The sequence below is a fragment of the Thermodesulfovibrionia bacterium genome, from assembly GCA_030646035.1.
Lineage (GTDB): Bacteria > Nitrospirota > Thermodesulfovibrionia > UBA6902 > UBA6902 > JACQZG01.
In genome coordinates this window covers 96,043-120,998 of the sequence record JAUSMY010000040.1, presented here as the reverse complement: position 1 = coordinate 120,998, position 24,956 = coordinate 96,043, and the positions used below count along the sequence as shown (strand labels likewise).

Below are 24,956 nucleotides of genomic sequence, written 5' to 3'. Positions count from 1 at the left end.
GCGCTCCGGAACATCAGCAAGAAGTGGACAATGCCGATCCGGGACTGGAAAGCCGCGCTGAATCGATTCACCATCCAGTACGAAGACCGGATGCTACCGTTTTAACGAAACCCCGTTTACACAAAGTTCCGCACACCCCCTCAGCTGCCAGCCCCAGGGTCGAGCAATTCAAAACGCGGGACTTCCCGACCTGCCACAACTATGGTTTCGGTGAACATATCCAGCGGGCGAACCCACATCCCTTGTTCACCATACAACGCCTTGTACACCACAAGTATCTGCTCGGTTTCACTATGCTTTGCTGAAAAAAACACTTGATACAACGCGCCCTTGTAATGCCTGTACACCCCGGGGCACACACTCATGAAAAAATATCCACCAGACCCAATGGTCCGGAACCATCTTTCCAATACAACAACCCACCAGCTTCGACAAACTTTTCCAGAGCTGTTCGCACCACACCGAAACACAGGTTAAGGCATTGAAAAGAATCAACGCCAGGTACTTTGACGACATTCGGATACAACCCATCCAAGGCTATTTCCGCTATCCATCTGTTTTCCAATGGCTCAGGCAGACCAATCTGCATTTTGATCAGCCGAACCTCACCACTTTTCATTTTGGCTAGCAATTGCCTTTCAGCAATCACATACTTGACTGCTTCTTTGTTTTCGTTCTCAGTTGTCATCTGCGCCTGCCCTTGAGTTTCTCTTTCGTATCGCGACTATGACAAAGTTTGCACTGACACGCCATCACATTCACTTAGCCTTCCCCTTTGGCAACTCCATCAATGTATGCACTCACAAATAAAAGACACTTGTGCATTTATTGATTTTGATTACACTGCTTACAATGACTCATTCCACACGGAGAACCCTGATGCTCAAGAAACTCCCCTCCCCCATCAAGGGCATGTTGAACTACAGCCTACTGGGAATGAACACCATCTTGCATAGCATTCCTCTCCTTGGTATTGCCGGACTGAAGCTGCTTCCGGTGCAGCAGTGGCAAACTTTATGCTCACACGGGCTGATCCGGATTTCCGAGAACTGGATTTCAATCAACAGCACAATTCTTGATTTGACTCATGATACCTGTTACCACGTTCAGGGCCTCGAAAGCCTGCAATATGAAGGTTGGTACATGGTCATCTCCAACCATCAGTCATGGGCCGATATTCTTGTGCTGCAAAAAACATTCAATAAAAAAATACCATTTCTTAAGTTTTTCCTGAAAAAAGAATTGATCTGGGTCCCGGTAATTGGCTTGTGCTGGTGGGCGCTGGATTTTCCGTTCATGCAGCGCTACTCGAAAGAGTTCTTAGCCAAACACCCCGAACTTAAAGGCAAAGATCTTGAGATCACCAAGCGAGCTTGCGAGAAGTTTCGCCACACGCCTGTATCCATCATGAATTTTCTGGAGGGTACGCGATACACCAAAGCCAAGCACGACAAACAACAGTCACCGTTTACACATTTACTCAAGCCTAAATCCGGCGGCATGGCATATGCCGTGAACGTCATGGCCGATGAAATCGATACATTAGTCGATGTCACCATCTTCTACCCCGGCGAACATCGCAAAGAGCTTTCTTTCTGGGACTTCATGTCAGGTTCTTGTACAGATGTGCATGTACATATCCGAACACTCCAGATTCCAGCTGAAATGAAGGTTGGTGATTATGAGAATGATCCTGTCTTCCGAAAACAGTTTCAGGAGTGGATTCATGAAATCTGGCTGGAAAAGGATGGCATCCTTGAAGAGATGGCGAAGGCAGAATAGAAGTGAGTTTTGGGCAGCTTCTTCGAAGACCATTTGTACGTCAGCCCCTACCACCGTGCACGGTGTGTCACCCCTGTAAGTATGCTGTCTACTTCTTTCAGGCGGAACATTGATACCTGACTCTCACAGCCTTCCTCCAACCGAGGCCTTAACAGCAATCAAAGAGTTGGGTCCCGAGAGGGGCAGTGCCAAGCATTGATATTGTTTCGCATGCATTAGCATATATTTGGACGGAGGGCCGCCGATCGCTGTCTTCGGCTATCAGGCCGAGCGGAGTTATGTGTCGGGTAAGCACATGGATACCTTGCATCTTCCCGCCACGAACCGGCATCGACGCCGTTACAGTACTACTTTCAAGAACAACCTCACTGCTGCCAGCCTCCAGCCAGGGGCTAGTTATGTGGCGGCTTTAGATCCCCGCAAATCAAAAACCCCTTCAGGGTAACCCTGAAGGGGTTTTTGGTATTTGATGTCTGGCGATGACCTACTCTCACATGGCGAATGCCACACTACCATTGGCGCGGAGTGGTTTCACTTCTGAGTTCGGGAAGGGATCAGGTGGTTCACACTCGCTATGGTCGCCAGACAATTTGGTTGGCGCGCTGTCCCGTATTGCGGGGATCAGCAGCCGAAGTCTGTACAAGTTCTGATTGAGTCTGGAGTCCGGTTGCGTTCACTTTACAGGATGGTCAAGCGCTCCTGGTACGGCGCACCTTGACACCCGTCTGCCTGCGCAGACTGCTTGGGTGTTATATAGTCAAGCCTCTCGAGCAATTAGTATTCGTTAGCTACACGCGTCGCCGCGCTTCCACACCGAACCTATCAACGTCGTAGTCTCCAACGGCTCTTCAGGGGAATCAAGTTCCCAGGGAGACCTTATCTTGAGGTGGGCTTCCCGCTTAGATGCTTTCAGCGGTTATCCCGTCCGAACGTAGCTACTGGGCACTGCTCTTGGCAGAACAACCCACACACCAGCGGTTCGTCCATCCCGGTCCTCTCGTACTAGGGACAGCTCCTCTCAAGTCTCCGGCGCCCACGACAGATAGGGACCGAACTGTCTCACGACGTTCTGAACCCAGCTCGCGTACCGCTTTAATGGGCGAACAGCCCAACCCTTGGGACCTACTTCAGCCCCAGGATGCGATGAGCCGACATCGAGGTGCCAAACGGCGTCGTCGATATGAACTCTTGGACGCCATCAGCCTGTTATCCCCGGCGTACCTTTTATCCGATGAGCGATGGCCCTTCCACACAGAACCACCGGATCACTATGCCCTGGTTTCCCATCTGCTCGGCTTGTTTGCCTCGCAGTTAAGCCTCCTTATGCCATTACACTCGACGGCTGATTTCCGACCAGCCTGAGGAGACCTTTGGGCGCCTCCGTTACATTTTTGGAGGCGACCGCCCCAGTCAAACTACCCGCCAGACAGTGTCCTCTCCCCAGATAATGGGGATGAGTTAGAATCTCAATAAAACAAGGGTGGTATTTCAAGGTCGGCTCCACCCTGACTTGCGTCAAAGCTTCAAAGCCTCCCACCTATCCTACACATGTGTCACCAAAATTCACTGTCAAGTTATAGTAAAGGTGCACGGGGTCTTTCCGTCTTGTCGCGGGTAACCGGCGTCTTCACCGGTACCTCAAGTTCGCCGAGCCCCTCGCAGAGACAGCGCTCAAATCGTTACGCCATTCGTGCAGGTCGGAACTTACCCGACAAGGAATTTCGCTACCTTAGGACCGTTATAGTTACGGCCGCCGTTTACCGGGGCTTCGATTCAGAGCTTCGCCTTGCGGCTGACCCCTCCTGTTAACCTTCCGGCACCGGGCAGGCGTCAGTGTCTATACATCCTGTGTTCCAGTTCGCAGACACCTGTGTTTTTGCTAAACAGTCGCTTGAGCCTCTTTATTGCAACTCCGATTGCTCGGAGCACCCCTTCTCCCGAAGTTACGGGGCAAATTGGCCGAGTTCCTTTGCGAGGGATCACTCGTTCGCCTTGGTATCTTCTACCCACCTACCTGTGTCGGTTTGCGGTACGGTCATCCATGATACTCCCATAGAGGTTTTTCTTGGCAGCGTGGAATCAGTCAGTTCTCCCGGAATTACCCGGGATCCACGTAACATTTCAGGCTAACGGTGGCCGGATTTGCCTAACCACCACCCTTCATGCTTGTACCGGGACAACCAACGCCCGGCTGCTCCTATCCTCCTGCGTCCCCCCGTAGGTCAAACGCATCACAGATGGTACTGGAATATTAACCAGTTGTCCATCGTCTACTCCCTTCGGCCTCGACTTAGGCCCGACTAACCCTGGGAGGATTATCCTAGCCCAGGAAACCTTAGGTTTACGGCGATCAAGTTTTTCACTTGATTTACTGCTACTTATGCCGGCATAATCTCTTCCATGCTCTCCACCACAGCTCACGCTATAGCTTCAACGACAAATGGAATGCTCCCCTACCACTCCCCCGACGAATCGGAAAAGTACGTAGCTTCGGTGCAGAGCTTGAGCCCCGATAAATTTTCGGCGCAAAATCACTTGACCAGTGAGCTATTACGCTTTCTTTAAAGGATGGCTGCTTCTAAGCCAACCTCCTGGCTGTTTATGTAATCTCACATCCTTTTCCACTTAGCTCTGTCTTAGGGACCTTAGCTGACGTTCTGGGCTTTTTCCCTCTCGACTACGGATCTTAGCACCCGCAGTCTCACTCCCATGCTAAACCTTAAGGCATTCGCGGTTTGGTTGAGTTTGGTACTCTATAAAGAGCCCTAGCCCATCCAGTGCCCTACCTCCTCAAGGCATACATGAGGCTGTACCTAAATACATTTCGGGGAGAACCAGCTATCACCAGGTTTGATTAGCCTTTCACCACTACCCACAGTTCATCCGAGCCATTTGCAACTGACACCAGTTCGGGCCTCCATGCCGACTTCTCGGCACTTCACCCTGACCATGGGTAGATCACCTGGTTTCGGGTCTACTAAATGCAACTAAATCGCCCTATTAGGACTCGGTTTCCCTACGGCTCCAGCCGTTATGGCCTTAACCTTGCTGCATTCAGTAACTCGCCGGCTCATTAATCAAAAGGCAAGCCATGATCCCGACGAATCGGGACTCTGACTGATTGTAAGTATATGGTTTCAGGTTCTATTTCACTCCCCTCAACGGGGTTCTTTTCACCTTTCCCTCACGGTACTGGTTCACTATCGGTCATCAGCAGGTATTTAGCCTTGGAGGGTGGTCCCCCCAGATTCCCACAAGGTTTCTCGTGCCTCGTGGTACTCAGGATACCACTTCGGTAGCTATATGATTTCGCCTACAGGCCTATCACCTACTATGGGCGAGCTTTCCAGCTCATTCGACTATCATATAACAGTCCTACTTATGTGGTCCTACAACCCCCAGACTACAACTAAAAATTAAAACATATTATTATTTAATTTTTAGTTGTAGTCTGGGTTTGGGCTTTTCCCCTTTCGCTCGTCGCTACTGAGGGAATATCGGTTGATTTCTATTCCTCCGGCTACTGAGATATTTCACTTCGCCGGGTTCGCTTCATATGCCTATGTATTCAGCATAAGATATCCCGACATTACTCGGGATGGGTTTCCCCATTCGGAAATCCACGGATCAAAGGATACTAACTCCTCCCCGTGGCTTATCGCAGTTAATCACGTCCTTCATCGCCCTCTGATGCCTGGGCATCCACCATATACCCTTACTTCCTTGACCTCATTACTCAAATTCCACAATTATCAAAGAACATATCCCGACGTATCGGGACTGTTTGAAGATATTAAAAAGTAGGCCTACAAGATTTTTTTGTGTGACAATGAATGTCACTTTTACATACCTATCTCCTTAGAAAGGAGGTGATCCAGCCGCAGGTTCCCCTACGGCTACCTTGTTACGACTTCACCCCAATCACCGGCCATACCTTCGGAGGCTGCCTCCATTGCTGGTTAGCTCACCCACTTCGGGTACAACAGACTTTCGTGGTGTGACGGGCGGTGTGTACAAGGCCCGGGAACGTATTCACCGTGGCGTGCTGATCCACGATTACTAGAGAATCCACGTTCACGGAGTCGAGTTGCAGACTCCGATCCCCACTGAGATAGATTTTATGGGATTAGCTTCACCTCACGGATTTGCGACCCTTTGTATCTATCATTGTAGCACGTGTGTAGCCCTGGGCATAAGGGCCATGCTGACTTGACGTCATCCTCACCTTCCTCCAGCTCTTCGCCGGCAGTTTTCTCAGAGAGCCCATTGCTGGGCAACAGAGAATGAGGGTTGCGCTCGTTGCGGGACTTAACCCAACACCTCACGGCACGAGCTGACGACAGCCATGCAGCACCTGTGCAAGCTCCCCGACCGAAGCCGGGGTCGTCACCCTTTCGGGTTTCTACCACAAACATGTCAAGCCCAGGTAAGGTTTTTCGCGTAGCGTCGAATTAAACCACATGCTCCTCCTCTTGTGCGGGCCCCCGTCAATTCCTTTGAGTTTTAATCTTGCGACCGTACTCCCCAGGCGGGGTACTTAATGGTTTCCCTACGGCACGAATGACTATCGCCACCCACACCTAGTACCCACCGTTTAGGGCGTGGACTACCAGGGTATCTAATCCTGTTTGCTACCCACGCTTTCGCGCCTCAGCGTCAGTCATTGCCCAGAGGGCCGCCTTCGCCTCCGGCCTTCCTCCTGATATCTACGCATTTCACCGCTACACCAGGAATTCCGCCCTCCTATGCATGACTCAATCCTGACAGTATCAAATGCAATTCTTGGGTTAAGCCCAAGGCTTCCACATCTGACTTATCAGGACGCCTACGCGCGCTTTAAGCCCAGTAAATCCGAACAACGCTTGCCACCTCTGTCTTACCGCGGCTGCTGGCACAGAGTTAGCCGTGGCTTATTCTTGCGGTACCGTCACCTTGCGGCTTCTTCCCGCACTAAAGGAGTTTACAACCCGAAGGCCTTCTTCCTCCACGCGGCGTCGCTGCGTCAGGCTTTCGCCCATTGCGCAAAATTCCCCACTGCTGCCTCCCGTAGGAGTCTGGACCGTGTCTCAGTTCCAGTGTGGCCGATCGACCTCTCAGTCCGGCTACCCGTCTTAGCCTTGGTGAGCCATTACCTCACCAACTAGCTGATAGGACACAGGCACATCCTCAGGCGCCACGATTGCTCGCAGCTTTGATTCCAAGGCATTTCACCTCGGAATCATATTCGGTATTGAGCCCGATTTCTCGGGAGTATCCCAATCCTAAGGGCAGATTTCCTATGCGTTACTCACCCGTTCGCCACTAGGTCATAGCGATCCACCAACCGAAGTCAGCTTTTCCCTATAACCCCGTTCGACTTGCATGTGTTAGGCGCGCCGCCAGCGTTCATTCTGAGCCAGGATCAAACTCTCATTAATTAATTGACTTGTAGACCTACTTTTTAAAGTTCTCAAAGAGCGGTCTGTCTTTTAGTGATACTCTTAAGACAGCTTAGTAATATAGCACATAAAAAAATTAACGTCAATGGCAAATAAAAAAAATATATTTAATTTAAAAAGTAGACAACAAATAAATGGAAAAATCAGACAATTCAAACAAGGCGGTGAACATCAACAATAAAACAAATTACTATAGAAACATTTACTTATTGCTTCTTATTATATAACTCAGGTATAAGTTTTTGCTTAATGTTAGGAAAGTTAATGGCAAAAAGACGGCCCCTGCACTTCTTGACACTCATTAATATTAGTTGTTATAATCTTAGCACTCTAACATAAAGAGTGCTAATCAATATGGACGAACTCAGCGAAAGAAGTAGAAAAATCCTCTGGGCAATTATACAAAGTTATACCACGTTAAATGCTCCTGTAGGTTCAATAAAAGTTACTCAGCAGTTCTCTTTTGGCCTTTCACCTGCCACTGTCAGGAGCATTATGGCATCTCTGGAAGATATGGGATATGTAAAACAGCCTCATACTTCAGCAGGCAGAATACCTACTGAAAGAGGATACAGACTTTATGTCAATTCATTACTAAAGGAACGCAAGTTAGCTGTAAGCAAGACTATATTTGATAACCTAACGAAGAGGCTTCTATTTATCCAAGATGATGCGACTCAACTCATCAAAGAAGCGGCAAAATCGCTATCATTATACTCCAGATACCTTTCCATTGCTACACAATCAATAGCAGAACAGCTGCTGATAAAACATATTAAACTTATCAAGTATGAGGACAACAAGGTCTTGTGCATTTTGATAGCAGATGATGAGAGCGTAAGAAGCAACTTCTTTAATTTCAGTGGACCACTCTCACAAAGTGACCTAGATGTATTATCAGGTTACCTAACTAACCTGATCAAAGGCCTTTCTTTCAGTAAGGCAAAAGAACAGTTATCATTACGACTAAAGGATGAAGAATCAAGGAATGAATATATTGAAGACATACTGACTCAGTGCAAAGATTTCATAAGCAATGAATCCGACAACCTTGACATAAATGAACTTGCTGGCACATCTTATCTGCCCGACTTCGCCAATCTGAAACAGATAAAAGAGATTCTGCAGGCTATTGAAGACAGACATCTGTTTTTAAAGATGCTGCAGAAGGTCAGCAATTCCGAAGGCGTCCAGGTGTTTGTCGGAATGGAGAGTGTTTTCCCAACTATGAAAGAGTTAAGCATGGTCGCTTCTACCTACAGAGATAATAAGGATACACTTGGTACCATTGGTATTATCGGCCCTACAAGTATGAATTACAAAAAACTGATACCTATGGTTGCCCATACAGCCAAAACACTGACAGAAATCATGTCTGACGCATAAGGAGAAACAATTCATGACTGAAGAAGAAAAGAAGGAACGCACTGAAAATACTGTATATAATAATGTTTACAACCCTGACACAGAAGGTTCTGAAGAAACGAGTATCCAGAAACTTGAGGAGTCACTTGCTGAATCGAATAACAAATATATCAGGCTATACGCTGATTTTGAAAACTATAAGAGGATTGCAGAAAGGAACAGGCAGGAGTTTCTCAAATACGCAAACGCAGGAATAATTGAAGACCTCCTCAGTGTTATTGACCATCTGGAACTTGCGCTTCAGCATTCATCAGATGAACAAAATTCACAATCACTGTCAAAAGGAGTAGAATTAACTTTAAAGGATTTAAAGACCATTTTAGAAAAGTTCGGGTTAACTGTTATCGAAGCAAAGAATAAACCTTTTGACCCAGCTGTTCACCATGCAATATCTCAGATAGAGACAGATGAGGTTGAGGAAAACATTGTGGTAAAAGAGCACAGAAAAGGGTATATGTTAAAAGACAGATTGCTTAGAGCATCATTAGTGGAAGTTTCGAAAAAACCTTCTCAAGCTAAAGAAACTGAGTTGAAACAAAAATAATCCAACAATATTAATAAACAGGAGGAGTAAAGAAAGATGGGAAAAGTAATAGGTATTGACCTTGGAACTACCAACTCGGCAGTAGCAGTTATGCAGGGCGGTGAGCCAACAATAATAGCAAACCAGGAAGGAAACAGGACAACACCGTCAATAGTCGCTTTCACAGATAAAGGAGAGAGGCTGATAGGCCAGATTGCAAAAAGGCAGGCAATAACAAACCCTGAAAATACCATATTCTCGATCAAAAGACTTATGGGAAGAAAGTTTGATTCCAACGAATCAAAACAGGCAATAAAAAAACTACCATATAAAATAGTCAAAGCATCAAACAATGATGCACATGTAGAGGCGCACGGAAAGACCTATTCCCCGCCTGAGATATCAGCCATGATCCTCCAGAAATTAAAACAGGCTGCTGAAGATTATCTTGGCGAAACAGTGACAGATGCGGTCATAACAGTTCCTGCATACTTTGACGACAGTCAGCGTCAGGCAACAAAAGATGCAGGAAAGATAGCAGGCCTGAATGTCCTTAGGATAATAAATGAACCTACCGCAGCAGCGCTTGCATATGGCATGGACAAAAAGAAAGAGGAGATGATCGCAGTCTATGATCTCGGTGGCGGAACGTTTGACGTATCTATCCTTGAGATCGGTGAAGGAGTTGTTGAGGTTAAATCCACTAACGGTGATACCTACCTTGGCGGTGATGACTTTGACCTGAAGATCATGGACTGGCTTGTTGATGAGTTTAAAAAAGACTCAGGGATCGACCTTCATAATGATAAGATGGCACTGCAAAGACTTAAAGAGAATGCTGAAAAAGCCAAGATTGAGCTTTCTACGGCTATGGAGACAGAAATAAACCTTCCGTTCATTACCGCCGATGCTAGCGGGCCGAAACATCTTGTAATAAAGCTGTCACGCGCCAAGCTTGAACAGCTTGTTGGTGACCTTATCGACAGAACGATAGGGCCTTGCAAAACCGCTCTTGCCGATGCCGGCCTTAAACCAAGCGACATACATGAAGTAATACTTGTCGGCGGGCAGACCAGAACTCCAAGAGTTCAGCAGATAGTCAAGGATTTCTTTGGAAAAGAGCCTTCAAAAGGTGTTAATCCTGATGAAGTAGTTGCTGCCGGAGCTGCTATTCAGGGAGGCGTGCTTAAGGGTGACGTAAAGGATGTGCTGCTCCTTGATGTAACCCCTCTTTCACTCGGCATTGAGACATTAGGAGGCGTATTTACTAAGCTCATTGAAAAAAATACCACCATCCCGGCAAAGAAGAGTCAGGTGTTCTCTACTGCGGCGGACAACCAGCCTGCTGTTTCGATAAAAATATGCCAGGGAGAGAGGGAGATGGCAAATGACAATAAGCTTATTGGTAATTTTGAGCTTGCTGGTATCCCCCCTGCCCCAAGAGGCGTTCCTCAGATAGAGGTAGCTTTTGACATAGATGCAAATGGAATACTGCATGTAGCTGCAAAAGACAAGGGCACCGGCAAGGAACAGTCTATCCGAATCACAGCCACAAGCGGATTATCTGAGGAAGAGATAAAGAAGATGACCGTTGACGCAGAATCTCATGCTGAAGAGGATAAAAAGAGGCGCGCACTTGCAGAGGCAAAGAACGAGGCTGATACACTTGTCTATTCTGTAGAGAAGTCAGTTAAAGAGCATGGGGACAAGATATCAGAGGAAGAGAAGAAGAAGCTTAATGACGCAATTGATAAATGTAAAAACCTGAAAGAGACTACGGATAACGCTGACAAGCTGAAGGAAGCGGTTGAAGAACTGACTAAGGCATCGCACAAACTTGCTGAAGAGATATATAAGACAACCTCTGCAGGAACAGAACAGGCAGGTGCTCAGCATGGAGGAAATCAGGAAGCTTCTTCAGATCAAGGGCAAAAAGATGATGTTGTTGACGCAGAATTTGAAGAAACTGATAAAGATAAATAAGGAAATTAACAATTGAGCGAAGACTACTACAGTATTTTAGAAGTTGAGAGAAGCGTATCAGCAGATGAATTAAAAAAAGCTTACAGGAGACTTGCGCTCAAGTACCATCCTGACAGAAACCCGGGTGACAATGCGAGCACAGAGAAGTTCAAGAAAATCAATGAGGCTTACTCATGCCTCAGTGATCAGAATAAGAGAGCCAATTATGACCAGTTCGGCTCAGCAGAGGGCATGGGTGGCGGTTTCAACGGATCGTCTGATTTTGGAGACATTTTTGGAGACATATTCGGAAGCTTTTTTGGCGGTACTGCAGGCGGAAGAACACGGCCTACAAAGGGACATGACCTTAGATATGACCTTGACTTGACCCTGCATGAAGCAGTATACGGTGTTGAGAAAGAGCTGAATCTGCCGAGATGGGAAACATGCCGGTCTTGTAATGGCTCCCGTTCTAAACCTGGAAAAAAACCTGAAACTTGCTCAACATGTAAAGGCACTGGAGAAACAAGAATTCAGCAGGGATTCTTCACAATGGCAAGGACATGCGGCCAATGTAAAGGCGAAGGATCGATCATCACAGACCCGTGTTCTGAATGCAAAGGCATCGGCAAGATAAAAAAGAAGAGCTCGATCAACCTGAAAGTGCCGGCAGGAGTGGATACAGGTATAAGGCTCAGAGTGTCAGGAGAGGGTGATCCGGGGATTCATGGAGGGCCTAACGGAGATCTTTATGTCATTATAAATGTAGAGCCCCACCCTTTCTTTAAGCGTAAAGGTAACGATCTCCATTGTGAGGTTCCCGTCTCATTTGTCAAGGCTGTTCTTGGCTCTGAAATAGAAGTGCCTACGATAGACGGTAAAGAGCAATTAAATATCCCTTCAGGAACACCTTCGGGCAAGATATTCCATTTGCGGGGAAAGGGTGTCCCAAAGCTGGGCGGTTACGGCAAAGGTGACCAGTACGTAACCATAGTAGTGGATGTGCCCAAGAAAATAACCAAACGGCAGAAAGAACTTCTTAAAGAGTTTGCAGAGATCAGCGGGGATGATATATCTAAAAAATTCATGGACAAAGTAAAAGATATCTTTGGCAAGCATCAGGCGTAAGAATAATTATCAATTATGGAAATATCTTTCCTAACTTATTCTTACTTTATTACTCATAATTAGTTATGGCTCGAATATTCCTCCCACCTGAACAGCTTCTCTCAAAAGAGATCATCATCACAGGGGAAAACGCAAGATATCTATCTCTTGTATTAAGAGCTAAACCAGGTGAATTTATTACCATTCTCAACGGAAATGGGAAGAGATATATCTGCAAGATTATAACTGTTCATAAAAAAGCAATAACTGTTGAAAATATCAAAGAAGAATTGTATTCATCAGAATCTCCAATCTCAATCACCCTTATCCAAGGGCTCCCTAAAGGGGACAAGATGGATCATATAATCCAGAAATCAACAGAACTTGGGGTAAACAAAATTGTTCCTCTGATTACCGAAAGGTCTCAGATAAGAACTAGCGACAAAGTCTCAAGATGGAGAAAGATCGCCCTGTCTGCTTCGCAGCAGTCAGGAAGAGAGATTGTCCCTGAGATTATTGAACCTATTGATTTTAATAAATTATGTGATACCCAACCTAACACTGCAGAAGATATCGGATCTTTAAAGCTTCTCTTCTCTGAATCTTTAGAAGAAAGAAATTTAAAACAAGTTTTGAATAATTGTCACAAAATTAAAAACATTACAATCCTTGTGGGGCCTGAAGGCGGGTTCTCAAAACAAGAGATATCTATCGTTGTTGCTAAAGGATTCACTGAGGTATCGCTTGGCCCAAGGACACTCCGGACTGAAACATCTCCAATAACGGCAATAAGCATAATCCAGTATGTCTTGGGGGATGTCGGCTGATGAATGATACTCAAATTATAATTAGCCTATAATTCAAGGAGTTACCATATTTACATCCTTAACGGGCAACTGTGCTTTCCATTTTTTGGTTGCATTTTAAATTATTTTTCTTTAAAATCTTAATACCATACTTTCAGCTAATTATAGCTAAACAATATTACAATTAAGCTAGTCCTTCTGGGAATCTGCTATGAAACCGGATAAATCATGTAACAATAATAGACTAAGCCGCAGAAGTTTTCTTGCTTTGGGGGCTGCAACAGTCACCGCAACTCTTTTTCCTTCATATGTTACAGCATCCCTTGAGGAAATGAAGGTTCCTGAAAGATCCCTATATTTTTATAACATCCATACTGACGAGAAGCTTAAGACTGTTTACTGGCAAAATGACGCGTATATCCCTGAATCACTTGCTGAGATAAATTTTATCTTGCGTGACTATCGTACAGGCGGTATAAAAGAGATTGACACCAAACTATTGGATCTTCTGTATGTCATTAACAAAAATATGAAAGCCAGACAGCCTTTTCATGTAACATCTGGATACCGGTCACCCGAGACAAACGCGATGCTAAGAAAGACAAGCAGAGGGGTTGGCAGTAACAGTTTTCATATCTATGGAATGGCTGTGGACATTAAGGTGCCCGGGCGTAGTATTGAATCTTTAAGGAATATCGCAAAAAAACTGAAGGCCGGCGGGGTAGGCTACTACCCTCGATCAAACTTTGTCCATGTTGATATCGGCAGTGTCAGATACTGGTAGCAGTTCCTCCGCTTTTTAATTTTATCTATTTAACTCCATGAGTTATGTCATAAGAGAGTAAATTTAACTCGTTACATTGAAATTTATAATATCTTTTTTTTGAGACAACAACTGCCGTTCAATAATTGCACGTAATAATAAGATGAAAGAGTTAAATGACAAACGCTTAAAGCAACTTAACACATTGATAGAGATGACCGCCCTTGTGACTTCATCGCTTGATTCTGCTGAAGTTAATAAATTGGCAGTTGAATCAGCCATAAAGCTTTTAGGCGTGGAAGCCGGGAGCCTTTTGCTACTTGATCAGGATTCTGATGAACTTTTTTTTGAGGTTGCTGTAGGTAATAAGTCTGATGAAATCAATTTGGTGAGGTTCAAAAAGGATCTTGGCATTGCAGGATGGGTTGCAACGAACAGCCAGCCTGTATTAATTCATGATGTGTCATCAGATAAACGGTTTTATATAGGAATAGACGAGATTAGCGGATTCAACACACGGAGCATGGTCTGTGTCCCTGTCAGAGATAAAGATAAGATTATCGGTGTACTTCAGCTTATCAACAAAATAGATGGCAATTTTGACAATGATGATGTGATGATACTGCAGACTTTTGCAAATCAGGTCGCTATTGCAATTGAGAATGCCAACCTGTATCAGGAAGCGGTTACTGACGGCCACACCGGACTGTATCATCAAAAGTATTTCAAATTAAGGCTTAAGGAGGAGATAGCCCGGTCATTGAGATATCATTATCCTATCTCCGTAATAATGATGGATATAGACTTTTTTAAAAAAGTAAACGATAGGTATGGCCATCCTGTAGGCAGTAAGGTTATCGAGGGAATTGCTGAGATAATTAAAAACATTACTAGGGTCACGGATATAGCTGCCAGATATGGCGGTGAGGAGTTTGCTCTGATACTCCCATATTCCTCCTATCAGTACGGTATGGAGATTGGAGAGAGGCTCAGGAGCACGATTGAAAGGTCAGATTTTGGTGAAATAAATATTACAGTTAGTGTTGGCATCGGATATTATGACGGGGGTGGCAGGGATATCAGATGTGAAGAACTCATAGGTATCGCAGACAGAGCACTGTATAATGCAAAAGAGAGCGGAAGGAATATGGTGAAGGGTTTTTCTTTTACATAACCATTGATTTAATAAATCCATTGACTTATTTTCTGAAAACATGTTATTTTACTCCGAAAGTTCTGGGGGCATTAGTAATCACATATTTTTTGCTATTGCTTACCAAGAACTTGAGTAGTTAAATCAAACAGAAACATCTATTTAAAGGAGGTACAGAAGTGGCTGAAGGAACAGTAAAATGGTTTAATGATTCCAAGGGGTTTGGCTTTATCACAAGTGAGGATGGCGGTGATGTATTTGTTCACCATACCTCAATACAGGGAGACGGTTACAAAACCCTGGCTGAGGGGCAGAGAGTGTCTTTTGATATTGAAGAAGGCGAAAAGGGCCCTAAAGCTATTAATGTTGTAAAAATCTAACTTTCTAACTTAAAAAACCCCTGCATTTAATGCAGGGGTTTTTTGTCTTTACTTAATCAATTTATCCCATTTCTTTTTTCCGCGCCTGAAATAATTTCTAACAACAAAAAAGACCGGCTCTGCTTTGCAGCGGAGCCGGTCTTTTTAAATAAAACTAAATGACAAAAACTAATTAGTTACTTTGTTTCGGTCCTCATTTTTAACGCCTTCATCCTCTTCTTTCTTGCTTCGATCCTCTTTCTCTTCTTCTTCTCTGAAGGCTTTTCGTAAAACTTTCTATTCTTAATCTCCCTGAAAAGTCCTTCTTTCTGAAGCTGGCGTTTCAAGATCTTTAACGCTTTTTCGATATCGCTTCCATGAACTTTAATATCCAAACAGTTTCAACTCCTTCCTCACCATAATTATACTAATAAACAACTACATCCCCACTTTCATATTTAGATTTTGAGAAAGTTAAATTATACATTAATTAATTTATTCTTTCCACGCCGTTAAATAAATCAGCTAATTATTGAGTTTTTAGATTTTTGTCAAGTTTCATGTCTCTATCATATATGTCGTTCCTGAACTGAATCTGACCCTCTTGATCAACCCATGCGGTCAGGTAAATAATATTAACATCAACTGATTCTGCAAGTTTCACATACCTCTCTTTTCCTTTACTTATTGCTTCCTGTATTTTTTCAGCCGGCCATTCAGGATCGTCTTTGAGCAAATACTCAACAAGTTCTATAGGCCTTTCAAGCCTTATGCAGCCATGGCTAAAACCACGTGTGTCATTTCTGAAATGCTCTTTAAAAGGGGTGTCGTGCATGTAAATATTAAACCTGTTGCGGAAAACAAATTTTACTCGGCCAAGAGGGTTTAAAGGCCCTGGCTTCTGTCGAAGATTATAGTGAAAGTTATCATCTGATACTTTTGACCAGTCAATGGAATCAGAGGCTATCTCCTGTGCATCATCCCCAAAACCGTCAAGAACAATTATATTCTGAGTCGTTAGATAATCTTTTTCCGATCTGATCTTTTGCAGCACCTCTTTTATTGCAATACTTGCCGGTATGTTCCATGAAGGGTTAAAAACAATATGGGTCATTTTTTCATCAAGAACTGGAGTCTTCCAGGAAGGTTTTCCAACAATAACCTTCATAGACATAACACTCCTGTTTTTTTCAATTACATCAAGCCTGAAATCAGCGATATTAACCATTACATAACGATTCAAAGAGGTGTTCCTGTTTAAAAGCAAGCGCTCCAGATTAAGCTCAATCTGCCGCACACGTGACTGGACTGAGACATTTAAAGCATTCCGCGTATTTTTGCCTACACGTCCATCTGCATTAAGGCCATGCCTCTTTTGAAACCTTATGACTGCTTCTTCAAGAGCCAGATCAAACAATACGTTACCATTAGCGTTATCAGGCTCAAGATCGCCTGATATAAGAAGCCTTTTCCTAAGAACAATAACACGTTTGTCAATTTTGCCTTTAGCAAGCAGAAGTCCCTGAGGCAATTCAGGCCATCCGCCCTTTTCAGCTATCGAATGGTATACAGCCAGTGCCTTCCTGAGCTCTGAATAACTTTCACCTGGAGGAAGCATTCCGGCAACGGGTACAGAGTTAGCCAGTTCAGCATTTGATGTGAGAATGGGAGATGCAAATAAGAGAATTAATACTGTGGCAAATATTATCGTAAATAAACTGTTCTTCATTGAGATAATTTTAGCTGAATAGTATCAGATTTAATATGAAAAAAAATAAAGAAGGTCACTCTTTTATAGAAAGGCCGACTAAGGATGCGTGATACTTATTTACCAATCTTAAGAACCTGTCCTACTTTCAGGCTTGTGCTTTGCAGATTATTGATACGCTGAAGCGCCTTTGTATCCGTATTAAATTTCTTAGCTATCAACGATAATGAATCGCCTTTTTTAACGCGATACTTACCATCAGATGCAACCTCAGTAAGTGACCCCGTCACCTTAATTACCTGGCCAACTTCAAGTTGCGTTGTGCTCATATTATTTATACGCTTAAGGGTATTAGTATCCGTATTGAATTTACTGGCTATCTTCCATAACGAATCTCCCTTTTTAACGCGATAAATCCCGTCCGAGGGAATCTCAACAGATACAGCGGTTACAGGGTTACCGGCTATTATTTCGCTTCCACTGGGAATCTTAAGCTTCTGCCCTACCTTGAGCTTCTTCCCTTTTAAATTATTAGTCCTGGCGATATTCTGCACACTTGTGCTGTATTTAGACGCTATCAATGATAATGTCTCGCCCTTTTTTACCTTATGATATACATAGACCTTCTCAGGAGGATACCATATCGGTATATTATCAAGTTTAGAGAGTAATATATTCTCCATTCCGGGCGGAACTCTTAATGGATATGGCTTGGAAGGAGTAGCCTGATTACGGAGTTCCGGATTCAGATCAGCAAGTTTTTCATATGGCACATCTAATACAGAAGCTAACGTCTTAAGCTGCAATATCTTCTCAACAGTCACCGTCTCATACACAGCAGGCTCATCCAGCTCCTCAAGTGTAAAACCAAATTTTTCAGGATTCTTTAATATATGAAGCGTGGCAAGAAACCTCGGAACATATCTAGCTGTCTCATTGGGAAGCTTCTCATAAAGATCCCAGAAATTATCAAGGTAATTTATGCTCTGGTCACGGATCAGCCGGAGCACCCTGCCCTCTCCGCAATTGTAAGCTGCCAGAACTGTAGTCCAGTCGCCGAATATATTATGAAGTTCGGTCATGTAAGCTATGGCAGCGGCAGTTGATTTTTCAGGGTCCATCCTCTCGTCTATCCAGTTATCCCTTTTCAGCCCGAACTTATAGCCGGTTGAAGGAATGAACTGCCACAGTCCAAGAGCTCTGGCACTTGAAAGCGCTCTCACCTTAAACCCGCTCTCAATTAGCGGCAGCCATGAAAGCTCTTCCGGCATGCCGGCTTCATTTAATGCCTTAACGATCTTCTCACGATACCTTCCCGAGCGCTTATATGATTCAATGAAAAAGTTCCGCTCATACCCCTGAAAAAGTTCGATCTCTCGCTGAACATGCTTGTTCAAGATCAGAGGAATGGCCTCATGTTCGCCATTGACTGCGGTGTATCGTGATGCATATATCTCAAGTATCCTCTTTGAGATCAAGAACCTGAGGTCTTCTTTCTGCTGGATAAGCGTGGGGTTGTTCTCAGTATCGACACTCAGCACCATGTTATATGCCTGATCCAAAGCCTCTATTGCCTCCTCAAAGTTGCCGTCTGCCCATGACTCCTGAGATGCATTGCAGAAATCAAGCGCAGTATCAAGCAGGTTTTGCCCGCTCTCCTCTTCTACCTCAGCCAAAGGAGATGCAATATTTTCTGTTAAAGCAGGTGTGATGGTTTCCGAAGTAATGTCGGCACGGATTTCCGGCGTTGAAAACATGGGGGACTCCACTTCATTATCACCAGGAAGATTTACGACAGATTTGGAAAGTTCCGAAGTTTTCAGGCTCTCATTGATCTCAGATGAATAATTACTGTTAGGCGTAACACAGCTAAGTATTAAAAGAGAGAAGATCACTAAAAGGTTTATGGGGGCAAAGTACTTCATAAATAGAAAATGTTTTATATATGATATACAGATATATGATAAATGGCAACCATAACGCTACAATAATTAGCGAAACTTATTGACATGTGATAGTAAAAATAGTAGATTACTGTTAATACGGTAAGAAAGAACATATCATACATACTTATTAATTCTTCCTTTTCTTGTCCTGGAGAAAGTTAACATGACAGAATGGTTAAAAGGTTTTATTGCAGGGATAACATCAGGCCTTGTACTGGCAATGCTCTGGGATACATTTAATATCCGAAGATTGGCCAGGCAGGGAGAAAGAAAGATATTATCTGCTGTGAAAGAAGAATTATCACATAATCTGGCAACGCTTCAAGCAAATAAGGAACTCCTTATAGAGGAACTGGACACCATCTTTGAAGAAAACAATATCATACATACTTTAATCCCCCTTCAGGCGAACATCAAAGATATGATAAAGGTCAATATTCCTAACGTAGTGATAAAAGTAGAGACCCTCACAAAACTCCGCCACACCACACATGCGGTAGATTCCATCAACGAGCAGATCCGAGGCAGAGAAACATACAGAAACAGTGAGCAGGATGTTTCTATTTACTATAGACACATCAAGAAATTTGACGAAAGAATTCTAAAAAACTCCGACAGCCTGACAAAGTCGCTGGAAGAACTGCAATCTCTCCTTTAAATAATTATTTTCAATCAAGGCCATCGCAATAATGAAGCAGATAATACTCGCGTCAAAATCCCCGAGAAGAAAAGAGATACTCAAGAACGCCGGGCTCAAATTCAGGATTGATGCCGGTGATTATGAAGAAGACCTCTCCCTGAAATTAAAGCCACACCAGCTTGCAAAGTTTCTTTCCCACGAAAAAGCAAAATCAGTTGCCGTGAGACATAGAGACGCGCTTATCATCGCTGCTGATACATTCATTCTTTATAAAAGTAAAATCCTCGGAAAACCTCACACAAAAACAGAATCAAAGAGGATGCTGGCGATGCTCAACAATAAAACCCACTCTGTTATCACCGGCTTTACGATCATCGATACCGCTACAGGCAAAAAGGTATCAAGGTCGGTCGAGACAAAAGTAACATTCAAAAAGCTCACTGCAAATGAGATAGACTGCTATATTGAAACAGGAGAACCTCTTGATAAGGCAGGCGCATACGCCATTCAGGGACTTGGGGCGCTCCTTGTGAAGAAGATAGAGGGTGATTACCTTAACGTGATCGGCCTGCCGCTTGCCGCCCTGGCTGATTGCCTCAGGAAGTTCGGAGTAGAGCTTCTGTAACGACATTTTTACATCTGTAAAATAAAGATTGACAAAAATATAGCCATCCACTAATATGTTCCTATACATCTGATCTTGCAGGCTTGATAATAATTTTAAGCTCTAAGATATCCAACCACATTTAGAGATAATGAAAAAGAAGATAATTTTTCTGACAGCATTATTACTGCTTCTTCCACTTCATCTTTCACATGCGGCAGTTATAAGCGTCACCCCTGCCTCAGACTTTAACTGCTCCGACCTCGACTGCGATCTTCAGAGCGCCCTTGACCTTGCCGCTAACAACCTTCAGAACGATACTATTAACATTGCTGCAGGAAACTACAACTTTTCTGAGACACTTTCTTATATCCCAACTACTGAAAATTATGCACTTACGATAAATGGCGCAGGTAATGATTCAACAATACTTAACACCGGCATAAACGACACAGTAATAAACTTAGACACTACTAACCTTGCTAATGACTCAAATTCACACATTACTATTCAGAATTTTACGGTTCATGGAACAGGCGACTTTTTAATAACTACAAATAATGGACTTATTACTTCTCTTGGTTCTGCATGTACTGATTCAAGTATTATTATAACTTTTCGTTCTAATTCCAATAGTTCTAATTCAAATATTACACTTTTCTCCATATGTCTTTTAGACATTTTCAACGATGACATAATTGGTACACCCGGTGATGAAATAATCGCCACACCTATAAGTGGCGGCAACGATATAATTGCCACCACTGGAGAGATAACAATAATCGGAGGCATTTCTATTGTTGGTTTAGAAGGTGAGGATGTTATCTTAAGCAACGGAGGTTCCTTAACTGATCCAAATTACCTGATCTCTGACACTGTACTAACAGCTATAGGTACGATATCAATTGTGCCGTTTGAAGCCACCATAGATTCTGACGGATTTCAGATTTCTGACGGAACCTTTCAGTTAGTAGATTCCATTACAAATGCAACTTCCGGTACCGGTTCAACTCTAATAACGACGGTAAATTCAGAAATAACAAACATAGTAAATTGTGACAACGACCTCAGGACATTCCGCAATATTGACCCAAATACCATTGAGGATACAGCAGGCAAACCGGATAATCTCATATTCGGTTTATTTGATATAGAAGTAGCAGTTCCTAACCATGGTGACCCAGCTACAGTGACTATCAACCTGCCTGAACCTGCTCCTGCCGGTTATGTCTGGTATAAATATAGCCCGGTTGATGGATGGCATGAGTTCATGTATGACGGGCAGACAGGCGCTGAGATAAACGGCAGCACCGTCACGCTCCATTTTATCGACGGCGGCCGTGGAGATGATGATGGTATTGCAAACGGTATAATTTCAGACCCGTCAGGGCTTGGTGAGAATTCATCCTCAGGTTCAGTAGTTTCAAATGCTGATAACAAGAGCGGATGCTTTATAGCTACTGCTGCTTACGGATCTCTTATGGAACCACATGTGAAGATACTCCGTAACTTCCGCGATAGGTTTTTGATAACAAATGAGATCGGCAATTCATTTGTACAGACTTATTATAAATACTCCCCGCCGATCGCCGACTTCATAGCAAAGCATGCAACACTGCGTGCAATGGTTCGCTGGAGCCTTCTGCCGCTTGTAGGCATGAGCTGGAGCTTGTTATATTTTGGGCCGCTTTTAACAATAATTTTCATACTATTATTGACAGCCTTCCTCATATCTTTTATAAGACACCGGCAGCACAACAAGTCATAACTCCATAATAACTAAATATCAATCAGGCATCTCAAGGGCATGAGTTGTTCTTTCAGAACTTTTAAGTTCCTCAATCAGCACCACAATGTCTTCTCGTGTGACCGCTTTAAATCCCCTCTCTCTTAGAGGTTTAATATTCCGCAGGCCTTTGAGATACCAGGCAAAGAACTTTCTGAATACCATTACACCTCTACTCTCGCCATAGAGATGGATCAGCATCTCCATGTGCCTTGATATGGCATCGGTTATCTCATCAATATCAGGACGCTGCAATATTGAGCCGTCTTTCAGGAATGCCTCAGCCTCCCTGAATATCCACGGGTTACCGAGCGCGCCCCTTGCGATCACAACTCCGTCGCAGCCGGTCTCGTCAAACATCTTCTTTACAAGCTCAGGAGAAAAGACATCACCGCTTCCGATGACCGGAATATCCAGCGCCTCTTTAACTTCTCTTATCACCTCATAGTCAACACTCCCGCTGTAACCCTGCTTCTTTGTCCTGCCGTGGATGAAGAGCCCGCTTATGCCGGCATCCTGAGCATGAAGAGCTACATCCCTGGCATTGACCAAATCTTTATCCCATCCGGCTCTTATCTTTACAGTGACCGGAACCCTGGAATTCCTGACAGCGATCTTAAGAAGCTCTCTTAATCCTTGAGGGTCTTTCATCATGCTTGCGCCTTTGCCGCTGCGTGTCACCTTGCCTGCAGGACATGCAGAGTTGATGTCAAGAAGAGGAAATTCATGCTTATTAATAATTTCAATCGCCTTTTCAATGTAATCTGGCTCACTGACAAGAAGCTGCACACCCAGAGGCCTGTCCTCAGGAATTGTTACAAGCATAGACTCCGTCTTTTTGCTCTTTTGAACAATAGCGTGAGCGCTGATCATCTCGGTAAACGCGAACTGGCAGCCGAAAGAACGGTTGATCATGCGGAAAGGCATGTCGCTTATTCCAGAGAGTGGAGCAAGGATGAGGTTTGAAGACAATTCGAGGTTTCCGATTTTAAGCATTATATTGTGATATTCAGGGCCTTGTCCCCTGAACCGGTTTCATGAACTATGACAGTTCGTTAAGCCTCTCTTCAAATTCTTTCAACCTTTTTTCGTGCTTCGCTGTAAGCTCATCAAGCTCGATAAAGAGCACCTCGATCCTGCCTTTTGAATTATCGATAGACTTCGAGAGGCGGCTTATAGAATCTCTATCACCCTTGTGCGATACATTGATAAGTTCCTGGCTCTCATCACTGACCTTCTTCTCAAGCTGCGTGATAGTTGATTCGATCTCAGCGATCCTCTTCTTCATCTCAACTGTGGCCTTTGACCTCTCTGTTACCAGCTCAGCCCTGAGACGGCGCATCTCTTTTTTATTGATCTGCTTAATAGGAGCAGCATCAGGCTTGCTTGCAGAGAGAGTTACCTCGCCCTCATCGCTCCAGCCCACGCGGTCGAGGAAGTCCTGATATGTGCCTTCAAAAAGGGTCACCTTCCCCCCATCATAAACCACCAGCCTTGTTGCCATGGCATGAAGAAGCATCTCATTATGAGTGACTATTATGACAGCGCCCTCAAAATCATTTATAGCCTCTGTAAGCGAGTCAACGGATTCCATGTCCAGGTGGTTGGTCGGCTCATCAAGCATAAGCATATTGGCAGGGCTGACAAGCAGTTTCGCAAGAAGCACCCTGCTCTTTTCACCTCCTGAAAGCACGTCTACCTTTTTTAAAGCATCGTCTCCGCTGAACATCATAAGGCCGCATATGCTGCGGACAGATGTCCTGTGATGTTCAGGCTGAACACTCGCAACCTCTTCCTCAACGGTCAGTTCAGGATTAAGCCGCTCAATATTTGCCTGGCCGAAGTAGGCAACCTTCATGGCAGGGTGAGGGCTGATATTCCCGCTCTGGGGCGAAAGTTCTCCGGCAAGAATGCTCAAAAGAGTGGTCTTCCCCTTACCGTTCTGGCCTATTATCGCTATACGGTCAAACTTGCCCACAGCGATACTGAAGTCCTCTATTAACGGCTTCGTGTCTTTGTCATATGAAAAGGAGAGATTCTGCACCTCAAGAAGCCTCTTCCCATTGAACGGCGCACTCTTGAACTGAAAATCCAGGTTCTTAATATGAGAAAGTTTTTCCAGGACTCCCTTCCTTTCGAGTGATTTCACCCTCGACTGCACGGCCTTTGCCTTCGTAGCCTTTGCCCTGAACCTGTTTATAAAATCCTCAGTCACTTTCCGTTTCTTTGCCTCATTCACCCTCGTCTGCTCATGTATCTCCTCTTCCATAAGGATCTGCTGATAGAGCTTATCAGTTGAACCGATCATCTTGCGCACCTTACACCTGTGAATGGCCATTGTATGAGTGATAACCGTATCCATAAAACTCCTGTCATGTGTGATAAGGATAAGTTCATTCTTCCAGTTGCTCAGAAACTTTTTTATCCAGCGGATAGATACGATATCAAGATAGTTTGTAGGCTCATCAAGCAGAAGGAGGTTCGGCTCAGAAACAAGTACCTTTGCAAGGCTCAGCCTTACCTGATACCCGCCTGAAAGGTCTTTCGGGTCAAGCTCTATGTCAGCCACAGAAAACCCAAGCCCATGAAGGACAGTCTCAACCTTGTATGTCTCATCAATGCCGTATTCATTCGGCTTAAGCCCGAGGCATGCCTCTTTCAAGACTGTCTTCTCTGTAAAGCGAAGATGCTGAGAAAGATGGCCTATGGAATAGTGGTCTGGTACATTGATGATGCCTGAGTCAGGATGATCTTCCCCGATCAGCATGCGGAAAAATGTGGACTTGCCGTGCCCGTTCCTGCCGACCAGCCCGATGCGTTCACCCGGAGCGATGGTAAAGCTTACATTGTCAAATAGTGTCTGCTTGCCGTACGACTTTTCTAAATTAGAGACCTGTATCATATTATTCCTTTAATCAAAAGAATCCTCGAAGCGCTGCTACGGGATAGTCAGT

Annotated in this window: 19 protein-coding genes and 3 rRNA genes; 12 read left to right on the top strand and 10 right to left on the bottom strand. The window is 44.3% G+C overall.

Annotated features, from left to right (window positions below):
* Window positions 1-140: 140 nt before the first annotated feature.
* Both Q7U10_06860 and Q7U10_06855 read right to left on the bottom strand, forming a co-directional pair.
* Entirely contained in the window at window positions 141-365 is a 225-nt protein-coding gene (locus Q7U10_06860; protein ID MDO8282327.1) for a DUF1653 domain-containing protein, read from the bottom strand.
* Window positions 362-688: a hypothetical protein gene (locus Q7U10_06855; protein ID MDO8282326.1), complete on the bottom strand. Its 327-nt coding sequence runs from the start codon at window positions 686-688 to the stop codon at window positions 362-364. The genes Q7U10_06860 and Q7U10_06855 overlap by 4 nt, the downstream gene beginning before the upstream one ends.
* A 191-nt stretch (window positions 689-879) precedes the next feature.
* On the opposite strand from Q7U10_06855, the gene Q7U10_06850 reads away from it, so the two are divergent.
* The gene (locus Q7U10_06850) at window positions 880-1,782 is read left to right on the top strand and encodes an acyltransferase (GenBank protein ID MDO8282325.1); all 903 of its coding nucleotides are present in this window, start codon (window positions 880-882) and stop codon (window positions 1,780-1,782) included.
* Between the two features lie 471 nt (window positions 1,783-2,253).
* Here the strand turns inward: Q7U10_06850 and rrf are convergent.
* The 3 genes from rrf to Q7U10_06835 all read right to left on the bottom strand — a co-directional run bounded on the left by rrf (window position 2,254) and on the right by Q7U10_06835 (window position 7,199).
* Window positions 2,254-2,368, bottom strand: a 5S ribosomal RNA gene (gene rrf, locus Q7U10_06845).
* A gap of 167 nt (window positions 2,369-2,535) precedes the next feature.
* A 23S ribosomal RNA gene (locus Q7U10_06840) occupies window positions 2,536-5,511 on the bottom strand.
* Window positions 5,512-5,644: 133 nt separating this feature from the next.
* Window positions 5,645-7,199: ribosomal RNA gene (locus Q7U10_06835) — 16S ribosomal RNA — on the bottom strand.
* The 16S, 23S and 5S rRNA genes sit together here, the layout of an rRNA operon.
* Window positions 7,200-7,574: 375 nt before the next feature.
* Between Q7U10_06835 and hrcA the strand changes: the two genes are divergently transcribed.
* From hrcA to Q7U10_06795, 8 genes are all read left to right on the top strand, one after another.
* Window positions 7,575-8,606 (top strand): heat-inducible transcriptional repressor HrcA, encoded by a 1,032-nt coding sequence (gene hrcA / locus Q7U10_06830; protein ID MDO8282324.1) that lies wholly within the window; start codon window positions 7,575-7,577, stop codon window positions 8,604-8,606.
* A gap of 13 nt (window positions 8,607-8,619) precedes the next feature.
* Window positions 8,620-9,189: a nucleotide exchange factor GrpE gene (gene grpE, locus Q7U10_06825; protein ID MDO8282323.1), complete on the top strand. Its 570-nt coding sequence runs from the start codon at window positions 8,620-8,622 to the stop codon at window positions 9,187-9,189.
* Window positions 9,190-9,225: 36 nt separating this feature from the next.
* Complete coding sequence (gene dnaK / locus Q7U10_06820; GenBank protein ID MDO8282322.1) at window positions 9,226-11,151, top strand: molecular chaperone DnaK; 1,926 nt, start codon at window positions 9,226-9,228, stop codon at window positions 11,149-11,151.
* Between the two features lie 12 nt (window positions 11,152-11,163).
* Window positions 11,164-12,258 (top strand): molecular chaperone DnaJ, encoded by a 1,095-nt coding sequence (gene dnaJ / locus Q7U10_06815; GenBank protein MDO8282321.1) that lies wholly within the window; start codon window positions 11,164-11,166, stop codon window positions 12,256-12,258.
* A 65-nt stretch (window positions 12,259-12,323) separates the two neighbouring features.
* Window positions 12,324-13,064 (top strand): 16S rRNA (uracil(1498)-N(3))-methyltransferase, encoded by a 741-nt coding sequence (locus Q7U10_06810; protein MDO8282320.1) that lies wholly within the window; start codon window positions 12,324-12,326, stop codon window positions 13,062-13,064.
* 190 nt (window positions 13,065-13,254) lie between these two features.
* On the top strand, window positions 13,255-13,827 hold the full coding sequence (locus Q7U10_06805) for a YcbK family protein (protein ID MDO8282319.1): 573 nt from the start codon (window positions 13,255-13,257) through the stop codon (window positions 13,825-13,827).
* A 142-nt stretch (window positions 13,828-13,969) separates the two neighbouring features.
* Window positions 13,970-14,980, top strand: coding sequence for a sensor domain-containing diguanylate cyclase (locus Q7U10_06800; protein ID MDO8282318.1), 1,011 nt, complete (start codon window positions 13,970-13,972; stop codon window positions 14,978-14,980).
* 158 nt (window positions 14,981-15,138) lie between these two features.
* Window positions 15,139-15,339: a cold-shock protein gene (locus Q7U10_06795; protein MDO8282317.1), complete on the top strand. Its 201-nt coding sequence runs from the start codon at window positions 15,139-15,141 to the stop codon at window positions 15,337-15,339.
* A gap of 176 nt (window positions 15,340-15,515) precedes the next feature.
* On the opposite strand, the gene rpsU is transcribed toward Q7U10_06795, so the two are convergent.
* The 3 genes from rpsU to Q7U10_06780 all read right to left on the bottom strand — a co-directional run bounded on the left by rpsU (window position 15,516) and on the right by Q7U10_06780 (window position 18,951).
* Window positions 15,516-15,713: a 30S ribosomal protein S21 gene (gene rpsU, locus Q7U10_06790; GenBank protein MDO8282316.1), complete on the bottom strand. Its 198-nt coding sequence runs from the start codon at window positions 15,711-15,713 to the stop codon at window positions 15,516-15,518.
* 134 nt (window positions 15,714-15,847) lie between these two features.
* On the bottom strand, window positions 15,848-17,047 hold the full coding sequence (locus tag Q7U10_06785) for a L,D-transpeptidase family protein (GenBank protein MDO8282315.1): 1,200 nt from the start codon (window positions 17,045-17,047) through the stop codon (window positions 15,848-15,850).
* 95 nt (window positions 17,048-17,142) lie between these two features.
* Window positions 17,143-18,951: a LysM peptidoglycan-binding domain-containing protein gene (locus tag Q7U10_06780; protein ID MDO8282314.1), complete on the bottom strand. Its 1,809-nt coding sequence runs from the start codon at window positions 18,949-18,951 to the stop codon at window positions 17,143-17,145.
* A gap of 184 nt (window positions 18,952-19,135) precedes the next feature.
* On the opposite strand from Q7U10_06780, the gene Q7U10_06775 reads away from it, so the two are divergent.
* The 3 genes from Q7U10_06775 to Q7U10_06765 all read left to right on the top strand — a co-directional run bounded on the left by Q7U10_06775 (window position 19,136) and on the right by Q7U10_06765 (window position 21,984).
* Window positions 19,136-19,630 carry a hypothetical protein gene (locus Q7U10_06775; GenBank protein ID MDO8282313.1) on the top strand — a complete coding sequence of 165 codons (495 nt, stop codon included), beginning with the start codon at window positions 19,136-19,138 and terminating at the stop codon, window positions 19,628-19,630.
* A gap of 31 nt (window positions 19,631-19,661) precedes the next feature.
* Window positions 19,662-20,237 carry a Maf family protein gene (locus tag Q7U10_06770; protein MDO8282312.1) on the top strand — a complete coding sequence of 192 codons (576 nt, stop codon included), beginning with the start codon at window positions 19,662-19,664 and terminating at the stop codon, window positions 20,235-20,237.
* 130 nt (window positions 20,238-20,367) lie between these two features.
* Complete coding sequence (locus tag Q7U10_06765; protein MDO8282311.1) at window positions 20,368-21,984, top strand: CFI-box-CTERM domain-containing protein; 1,617 nt, start codon at window positions 20,368-20,370, stop codon at window positions 21,982-21,984.
* 18 nt (window positions 21,985-22,002) lie between these two features.
* On the opposite strand, the gene dusB is transcribed toward Q7U10_06765, so the two are convergent.
* A complete protein-coding gene (gene dusB, locus Q7U10_06760; protein MDO8282310.1) occupies window positions 22,003-22,998 on the bottom strand; it encodes a tRNA dihydrouridine synthase DusB in 996 nt (331 codons plus the stop codon).
* A 46-nt stretch (window positions 22,999-23,044) separates the two neighbouring features.
* On the bottom strand, window positions 23,045-24,904 hold the full coding sequence (locus Q7U10_06755) for an ATP-binding cassette domain-containing protein (GenBank protein MDO8282309.1): 1,860 nt from the start codon (window positions 24,902-24,904) through the stop codon (window positions 23,045-23,047).
* Between the last annotated feature and the right edge of the window lie 52 nt (window positions 24,905-24,956).

Coding starts and splice junctions, on each gene's coding strand:
- grpE (MDO8282323.1), top strand. CDS start 8,620: ATGACTGAAGAAGAAAAGAAGGAACGCACTGAAAATACTGTATATAAT.
- Q7U10_06850 (MDO8282325.1), top strand. CDS start 880: ATGCTCAAGAAACTCCCCTCCCCCATCAAGGGCATGTTGAACTACAGC.
- Q7U10_06770 (MDO8282312.1), top strand. CDS start 19,662: ATGAAGCAGATAATACTCGCGTCAAAATCCCCGAGAAGAAAAGAGATA.
- dnaK (MDO8282322.1), top strand. CDS start 9,226: ATGGGAAAAGTAATAGGTATTGACCTTGGAACTACCAACTCGGCAGTA.
- Q7U10_06765 (MDO8282311.1), top strand. CDS start 20,368: ATGAAAAAGAAGATAATTTTTCTGACAGCATTATTACTGCTTCTTCCA.
- Q7U10_06805 (MDO8282319.1), top strand. CDS start 13,255: ATGAAACCGGATAAATCATGTAACAATAATAGACTAAGCCGCAGAAGT.
- hrcA (MDO8282324.1), top strand. CDS start 7,575: ATGGACGAACTCAGCGAAAGAAGTAGAAAAATCCTCTGGGCAATTATA.
- Q7U10_06755 (MDO8282309.1), bottom strand. CDS start 24,904: ATGATACAGGTCTCTAATTTAGAAAAGTCGTACGGCAAGCAGACACTA.
- Q7U10_06855 (MDO8282326.1), bottom strand. CDS start 688: ATGACAACTGAGAACGAAAACAAAGAAGCAGTCAAGTATGTGATTGCT.
- Q7U10_06785 (MDO8282315.1), bottom strand. CDS start 17,047: ATGAAGAACAGTTTATTTACGATAATATTTGCCACAGTATTAATTCTC.
- Q7U10_06780 (MDO8282314.1), bottom strand. CDS start 18,951: ATGAAGTACTTTGCCCCCATAAACCTTTTAGTGATCTTCTCTCTTTTA.
- Q7U10_06810 (MDO8282320.1), top strand. CDS start 12,324: ATGGCTCGAATATTCCTCCCACCTGAACAGCTTCTCTCAAAAGAGATC.
- Q7U10_06775 (MDO8282313.1), top strand. CDS start 19,136: ATGACAGAATGGTTAAAAGGTTTTATTGCAGGGATAACATCAGGCCTT.
- dusB (MDO8282310.1), bottom strand. CDS start 22,998: ATGCTTAAAATCGGAAACCTCGAATTGTCTTCAAACCTCATCCTTGCT.
- Q7U10_06860 (MDO8282327.1), bottom strand. CDS start 365: ATGAGTGTGTGCCCCGGGGTGTACAGGCATTACAAGGGCGCGTTGTAT.
- Q7U10_06800 (MDO8282318.1), top strand. CDS start 13,970: ATGAAAGAGTTAAATGACAAACGCTTAAAGCAACTTAACACATTGATA.